The sequence below is a fragment of the Candidatus Collinsella stercoripullorum genome, from assembly GCF_027669965.1.
Lineage (GTDB): Bacteria > Actinomycetota > Coriobacteriia > Coriobacteriales > Coriobacteriaceae > Collinsella > Collinsella stercoripullorum.
In genome coordinates this window covers 127,243-133,387 of record NZ_JAQECM010000002.1, presented here as the reverse complement: position 1 = coordinate 133,387, position 6,145 = coordinate 127,243, and the positions used below count along the sequence as shown (strand labels likewise).

Below are 6,145 nucleotides of genomic sequence, written 5' to 3'. Positions count from 1 at the left end.
GGGCTCGGTCCCCGTCGGCGCCGCGCCCCGGGCGCGCTCCGAGCGCCGGCGCGAGCCCGGCCCGCTCGCCCGCCTCGTCAACCGCTGGTGGACGCGGCTGCTCGAAGCGGTGTACGAGGGGTCCCTCTCCGAGCAGGAGGCGCGCTACGAGGAGGGCAGCACCGTCCGCGACTACCTGTGGAACACGGTGGGCACGACGCTGTGGGGCTTCACCTTCCCCGCCCTCACCGTGGTGGCCACCCAGCTCGCCGGCGCCGAGGGCGCGGGCATGTTCTCCATGGCGTTCGTGGTGGGCACGCTGCTGATGATCGCGGCCAACTACGGCATCCGCAACTACCAGGTCTCGGACCTCGAGGAGGTCAACTCCTTTGCGTCCTACCAGGTGAACCGCTGGCTCACCGGGGCCCTGGCGCTCGTCGCGGGCATCCTGTACTGCGCCCTGCGCGACTACGACGCCTCCATGACGACCATCTGCCTGGGGGTCTTCGTGTACAAGGTGCTCGACGGCGTGGGCGATGTCTACGAGGGACGCCTGCAGCAGGCCGACAAGCTCTACCTCGCCGGGATCAGCCAGGCCCTGCGCTCCGCCGCCGCGATCGCGGGCTTCACGGCGGTCCTGCTCGTCACCCGGAGCCTCGAGGCCGCCTCGGTGGGGATGGCGGTCGCCGCGGCGGCGACCTTCGTGCTCGTGACGGTCCCGCTCGCCCTGCTCGAGACCGAGAAGTCCCGCCGGGCGAGCTCGCGCGAGGTCGTCCGGCTGTTCCGCCAGGGCGCCGCGCTGTTCGCCGCGCTGTTCCTGTTCAACCTGATCGAGAGCATGCCGAAGTTCGCGATGGAGGGCGCCCTCCCCTACGAGAACCAGCTCTACTTCAACGCGCTCTACTTCCCGGCGCAGGGCATCCTGCTCGCCACCGGGTTCATCTACAAGCCGCAGCTCGTCCGGCTCGCCGGCATCTGGTCGAACCCCCGCAAGCGCCGGCGGTTCGACCTCGTCATCGCCGCGGTGCTCACCGTGGTCGTCGCGATCTCCGTCGCGGTGGGGGCCTTCATGGGGTGGGCGGGCATCCCCCTCATGAGCTTCATGTACGGCCTGGACTTCGAGCCCTTCCGCCCGCTCGCCTACGCGATGGTGGCCGCCGGCGGCGTCACCGCCGCGATCGACTTCATCTACGCGATCATCACCGTGCTGCGCCGCCAGGGCGACGTGATGCGCCTGTACCTCATCGCCTTCGCGGCGTCGGCCGCGCTCCCGTTCGTCCTGGTGCGCGTCATCGGGCTCGCCGGCGCGGTGGCGAGCTACCTCGCCGTGATGGCGCTGCTGCTCGGCCTGCTCATCTGGCAGTACGCGCGGATCCGCCGCGAGATCGACCGGAGCCGCGACCCCTTCGCCTGATACGGCGGCGGGCACCCGCGGGACCGAGGCGGCGGAGCCGGGAGGGGCGAGAGCCCCAGGGGCCGCCGGCCGCCCGTCCCGCGGGGCGCAGGACCATGGCGGCGGCGCGACGGAAGGGCCGCGGCCCTACTCCCCCTCCTCGATGTCCGCGTAGAAGACGCGCCGGTCGTCGAGGCGCAGGACCCCCACGCGGCCCGCGGGGGCGCCCGCGGCGGCGGAGCAGTCGATGTCGACGCGGTCCGCCACCCCTCCGGTGTCCCAGCTCGCCCCCACCTCGACCATGAGGGCCCGCCCGCCCTCGTCCAGCACGCCGCCGCACATGAGGTCGGCGTAGCGTCCGAGCAGGACGGTGGGCGTGTGGCCGGAGATCGCCACGGGGCCCGCGCCGTCGCGGCCCACCAGGCCGGTGGGCACGCCCCAGAAGTCGCCGCGGATCCACAGCAGGTTCTCGGCGTCCTGGGTCGCCAGGGCGCGCGCGAGCAGGTCGGCGGGGACGCCGCCGTAGCCGCCCTCCCCGCCGAACCCCGCCGTGGCGAGGCAGGCGCGCAGCTCGAGCGCGTCGAACCCGGCATGCGCGAGCAGGTAGGTGCGGCCGCCGGCGCGCGCCGCATCGGCCAGCGGAAGGTTGGCCACCCAGTCCATGAGGTCGATGTACTCGGCGTGCGGGCAGGCGTCGAGGCCCGCGGCGGTGGCGGAACCCCCGTTCATCTCCCAGGTGAGCAGGTCCACCTGGTCCCCGGTGGCGAGCGTCGAGAGCATCATGTGCTCGTGGTTGCCCATGAGCACGCGGGCGTTGTGCAGCCCGCGGACCAGGCGCATGACCCCCACGGGGTCGGGGCCGCGGTCCACCATGTCGCCCAGCACGTAGACGATGTCGTCCGCGCCGGGGGCGGCGAGCTCGAGCGCGCGGTCGAGCGCGCGCAGGTGACCGTGCGCATCCGATGTCACGTACGTCGCCATGGGCTGCCCTCACAATCCTTAAGGTTCAAGTTGAACGTTATTGTAACGCGTCGCAACCCGAGGTGCGAGAGCCGGCGGCGGGCGGCGGGGAGCGTCGGCGGGGACGGTTTCGCGATGATTAACGAATGTGCCGCGCATACTCCACTATGCTAGAGTTATGCACACTGTTCGCCGATCTATGCAGTTTAGGAGGTCCACGCCGATGGGACGGGTGCACAACTTCTCCGCCGGTCCGGCGGCGCTGCCCGCCAGCGTGCTCGCCGAGGTCGCATCCGAGCTCCCCGATTACCGCGGGTGCGGCATGTCGGTCCTGGAGATGAGCCATCGCTCGGGCGCCTACCGCGCGATCTTCGACGAGACCGAGGCGTGCCTGCGCCGCCTGCTCGGCATCCCCTCCTCCTACCGCGTGCTGTTCCTGCAGGGCGGCGCCACCCTCGGGTTCGCCTCCGTGCCCATGAACCTTATGCGCACCCGCCGCGCCGGCTACATCGTGTCCGGACACTTCGCGCGCAAGGCCTGGCGCGAGGCGGCGCGCTACGGCGACGCCGAGCTGCTCGCGTCGAGCGAGGGCTCCGGCTTCGACCGCATCCCGGACCTCTCGGGCATCCCCGCGCGCTGCGCCGCCGGGGACCTGGACTACGTGCACATCTGCCAGAACAACACCATCTTCGGCACCATGTACCGGGAGCTCCCCGACACCGCGGGCGTCCCGCTCGCGGCGGACGTGTCGAGCTGCTTCCTCTCCTTCCCGCTCGACGTCGAGCGCTACGGCCTGCTGTACGCGGGCGCCCAGAAGAACGCCGGCCCGGCCGGCGTCACCGTGCTCATCGTGCGCGACGACCTGCTCGGCAAGGGCCCCGCCCTCCCCTGCTGCCCGAGCTACCTCGACTTCCGCGCGCAGGCGGACGCGGGCTCCATGCTCAACACGCCCAACACCTTCGGCATCTACCTGTGCGGCAAGGTGTTCTCCTGGATCGAGCGGACGGGCGGCCTTCCCGCCATGGAGCGGCGCAACCGCGCCAAGGCCGAGCTCCTGTACCGCGCCCTCGACGACAGCCCGCTGTTCTCGGGCACCGCGCAGCGCGGGTCCCGCTCCATCGCCAACGTCTGCTTCCGCACCCCGACGCCCGAGCTGGACGCCGCCTTCATCGAGGGCGCCCGCGCGCGCGGGATCGAGGGCGTCGCGGGGCACCGCCTCGTGGGCGGCATGCGCGCGAGCATCTACAACGCGGTCGAGATGGAGTCCGTCGAAGCCCTCGTCGCCTACATGCGCGCGTTCGAGGCGGCGCACCCCGCCGAGGCGGAGGCCGCCGCGGACGGGCGATCTTCGTAGCCCGCTTCCCGCGGGCCTCCCCGAACCCGGGCCGACGCGCCCGACCGTGCATCGGGCGGCGCGGGCCGTGTCCGCGCCGCCCCTCCCCCGATATCCCCCGGGCGCCCTCCCCGCGCGCCCGTGCCCGCTGCGCCCCCACGGGGCCCGGGCGGAAAGGACCACCATGCGCTACATCAAGACCATCGACGACATCACCCGCGACGGCGAGGTCACCTTCGGCGAGGGCTACGAGTTCGTGGAGGACGCCGCGTGCGCCGACGCCATCCTCATGCGCTCGACCGACCTGCACGGCTACGACCTGCCCGAGGGCATCCGCGCCATCGCGCGCTGCGGGGCGGGCGTCAACAACATCCCCATCGAGGAGTACGCCCGCCGCGGCGTCGTGGTGTTCAACTCCCCCGGCGCCAACGCGAACGCCGTGAAGGAGATCGTCATCGCCATGATGATCCTGTCGAGCCGCGGCGTCGTGCAGTCCATGGAGTGGGTCCGCGCGCACGCCGACGACCCCGACATCCTCGTCAACGCGGAGAAGGCCAAGAAGGCGTTCGTGGGGCGCGAGCTCAAGGGCAAGCGCATCGGCGTCATCGGCCTGGGCAACGTCGGCTCCAAGGTGGCCAACGCCGCGGTCGACCTCGGCATGGACGTCTACGGGTACGACCCGTTCATCTCAGTCGAGCACGCCTGGGCGCTGTCGCAGAACGTGCAGCGCGTGGGGACGCTCGAGGACCTCTGCCGCGGATGCGACTACCTCACCGTCCACGTGCCCAGCAAGGCCGACACCGTGGGCATGATCTCCACCGAGCAGCTCGACCTGCTCGCCCCGGGCGCGGTCCTCATCAACTTCGCGCGCGAGACCATCGTCGACGAGGACGCGGTCAACACGGCGCTCCATCAGGGCCGCCTCTCCTGGTTCGCCACCGACTTCGCCACGCCCAAGACCGTGCTCATGCCCAACACCTTCATCACCACGCACTCGGGCGCCGGGACCGGGGAGGCGGAGGCCAACTGCGCGGACATGGCGATCTCCGAGCTCAAGGACTACCTGGAGAACGGCAACATCGCGCATTCGGTCAACTACCCCGCCTGCTCCATGGGCAAGGCGCGCGCGGCGAGCCGCATCGCCTGCCTGCACGCCAACGTCCCCAACATGATCGGCCAGATCACCCGCATCCTTGCCGAGGACAACGCCAACGTCCAGCGCATGGTGAACGAGAGCGCCGGAGAGAACGCCTACACGATGTTCGACACCGACGAGCACCTGGACGGCTCCACCATCGAGGCGCTCAAGCGCATCCCGGCCGTCTACCGCGTGCGCGTCATCAAGTAGGTGCCGCAGCCGCCGCCGGCTGCACGGGGCCGGCGGCGGCCCCGCCTAGGCGACCAGCAACGCGAGCGCGGGGATCGTCACGATCGACGCGATGACCGATAGGAACATGCCCTGCATGACGGGCTTGGCGTCCATGCCGTACATGAGGCAGTAGAGGATGCCGTTGGTCGCCACAGGCATGGCCTGGCCGAGCACCAGCACCGCGAGAGTGAAGGCATCGGGCGCGAGGCCGCGCAGGGCGGCGTAGAGCAGCAGCGGCACGCCGACCAGGCGCATGGCCGTCGCCGCGTAGGCGCGCCAGTTGCCCACCATCTCGCGCGGGGCGTAGTTGGCAAGCGACGAGCCGCAGATGAGGAGCGCCGCCGGCGTGGTGAAGTTCCCGCAGGTCGCCAGGCCGTCGCCCACGATGCTCAGATCGTTGACGCCGGCCAGGGCCAGCGCCAGCACCACGAGGCTCGCCCCGAGCATGGGAGACAGCAGGCGCTTGGCGCTCTCTCGTACGGCACGGGCCGCCCCGCCCTCGGGCAGGCCCGATATCATGAGCACGCCGGCGCTGCTCGACAGGATGTACCAGGGGATGTTGGCGATCGCCGCATAGAGCACCGCATCGGCGCCGAGCACCGCCCCGAGCACGGGGAAGCCGATGAAGCCCACGTTCCCGAAGGCGATCACGAAGCTGTAGGCGCCGGACTCGGGCGCGCGCATGAGGCGCGGCACGATGAGCGCCGCCGCGACGGCGATGAGGTAGCCGAGCGTCGACAGGCCGATGAGCTGGACGAGGCGCGCGGGGTCGGGCAGCTCCCGGTCGCACACCGACACGAGGATCATGCAGGGGAGCGTGATGTTGATGACGAGCGACGACAGCTTGCCGTCGAACTCGCCGCCCATGAAGCCGAGCCGATGGGCGATATAGCCGATGACAATCGGGATGGCGAGCGTCACCATCGTGAGCGCCGTCTCGAGAAAGCCCATCGTCCCGCCTCCGTCCCCCGGGTGCCGTACTGCCGAGGTTACAGGATACACCCCCGGGCGCCCCCGGCGTCCGTGCGGCGCGCCCGTGGGGTATCATGGGCGGGACGCGGGCTCGCCGCACGACCCGGGCCCCATCTGCACCGTCCACCGAAAGGCGCGC

Annotated in this window: 5 protein-coding genes; 3 read left to right on the top strand and 2 right to left on the bottom strand. The window is 71.3% G+C overall.

Annotated features, from left to right (window positions below; genetic code table 11):
- Nucleotides 1-1,393: lipopolysaccharide biosynthesis protein (locus tag PHA29_RS01280; protein ID WP_270847649.1), on the top strand; the 1,393-nt coding region annotated here is incomplete at its 5' end.
- Between the two features lie 126 nt (nucleotides 1,394-1,519).
- On the opposite strand, the gene PHA29_RS01275 is transcribed toward PHA29_RS01280, so the two are convergent.
- Complete coding sequence (locus tag PHA29_RS01275; protein WP_270847648.1) at nucleotides 1,520-2,353, bottom strand: metallophosphoesterase; 834 nt, start codon at nucleotides 2,351-2,353, stop codon at nucleotides 1,520-1,522.
- A gap of 202 nt (nucleotides 2,354-2,555) precedes the next feature.
- On the opposite strand from PHA29_RS01275, the gene serC reads away from it, so the two are divergent.
- Both serC and PHA29_RS01265 read left to right on the top strand, forming a co-directional pair.
- Nucleotides 2,556-3,686, top strand: a complete 1,131-nt coding sequence (serC, locus tag PHA29_RS01270; RefSeq protein WP_270847646.1) for a 3-phosphoserine/phosphohydroxythreonine transaminase — start codon at nucleotides 2,556-2,558, stop codon at nucleotides 3,684-3,686.
- Between the two features lie 163 nt (nucleotides 3,687-3,849).
- Complete coding sequence (locus PHA29_RS01265) at nucleotides 3,850-5,013, top strand: phosphoglycerate dehydrogenase (protein ID WP_270847644.1); 1,164 nt, start codon at nucleotides 3,850-3,852, stop codon at nucleotides 5,011-5,013.
- 45 nt (nucleotides 5,014-5,058) lie between these two features.
- Here the strand turns inward: PHA29_RS01265 and PHA29_RS01260 are convergent, their stop codons facing one another.
- Nucleotides 5,059-5,985: an AEC family transporter gene (locus PHA29_RS01260; protein ID WP_270847643.1), complete on the bottom strand. Its 927-nt coding sequence runs from the start codon at nucleotides 5,983-5,985 to the stop codon at nucleotides 5,059-5,061.
- Nucleotides 5,986-6,145: the final 160 nt, after the last annotated feature.

Bases quoted from the DNA above. Each gene is read 5' to 3' on its own strand.
- PHA29_RS01275 (WP_270847648.1), bottom strand. From the start codon at position 2,353: ATGGCGACGTACGTGACATCGGATGCGCACGGTCACCTGCGCGCGCTC.
- PHA29_RS01265 (WP_270847644.1), top strand. From the start codon at position 3,850: ATGCGCTACATCAAGACCATCGACGACATCACCCGCGACGGCGAGGTC.
- PHA29_RS01260 (WP_270847643.1), bottom strand. From the start codon at position 5,985: ATGGGCTTTCTCGAGACGGCGCTCACGATGGTGACGCTCGCCATCCCG.
- serC (WP_270847646.1), top strand. From the start codon at position 2,556: ATGGGACGGGTGCACAACTTCTCCGCCGGTCCGGCGGCGCTGCCCGCC.